1 protein-coding gene is annotated in these 634 nt (G+C 56.0%); it reads right to left on the bottom strand.

Features of this window, described 5'->3' with window-relative positions; genetic code table 11:
* Window positions 1-627, bottom strand: a 627-nt coding sequence (gene dinD / locus D7X55_RS40095) for a DNA damage-inducible protein D (protein WP_255425061.1), incomplete at its 3' end; no start/stop codon positions are given.
* Window positions 628-634 lie beyond the last annotated feature (7 nt).

Here is a 634-nt window from a genome sequence, read left to right as displayed (position 1 = left end):
GCACGGGAGGCTCTCGGGCATGGTGCCTCCCAGCTCTTTGATCGTGCGCCGCACCGTGCGACCAACTTCGAAGTGAGCTTGGTTGGCGTTTACCTTCCCATTGATGTTGTCTCGGCGGATCTTCTCTTCCGCCTGTGTTGCTCTAAAGAGATTCGCCGCGAGCTCCGTGCTACCCATGTGGTCGAGGATCTTCTGGCTCTTCTTCAATCCCTTGCGCTGATGGATATCCTTGGCGCTCAGGCCACCATACAGGCCCTTGTAGCCATGATCCTGGAAGATCGCATAGTCGAGACCAGTTTCGACGCCCGCTTTCTTCGCAGCAGCCACCAACCCTTTGTTGTGGTGGCTCATCTCATTGCGAAGCATCAAGCGACGATCATCCTCCGTGAGCTGTTCGAACCTCTGGTCGTCTGATATCTCCTGACGACGAGCTTGAACAGCAAAATAGGTTTGACCAGCCGCGACGATCGGCTTGGCGGGATCTGCGTTCTGGACGACCAAGTAGCAGGCGTAGCGACTGAGACGCACGTCACCAATTGACCGTTCAGCTCCGGAGCCGATGGGGACCATTTTGCGCGAATCCGCAAAATGGTCCTGGTCATCCAACCCACTGTTCCTACAGGAAATCTTTGCT

The sequence above is a fragment of the Corallococcus sp. AB049A genome, assembly GCF_003668885.1.
Lineage (GTDB): Bacteria > Myxococcota > Myxococcia > Myxococcales > Myxococcaceae > Corallococcus > Corallococcus interemptor.
Note: the sequence above shows the minus strand (reverse complement) of the source record. Positions and strands in the feature narration are given on the sequence as shown.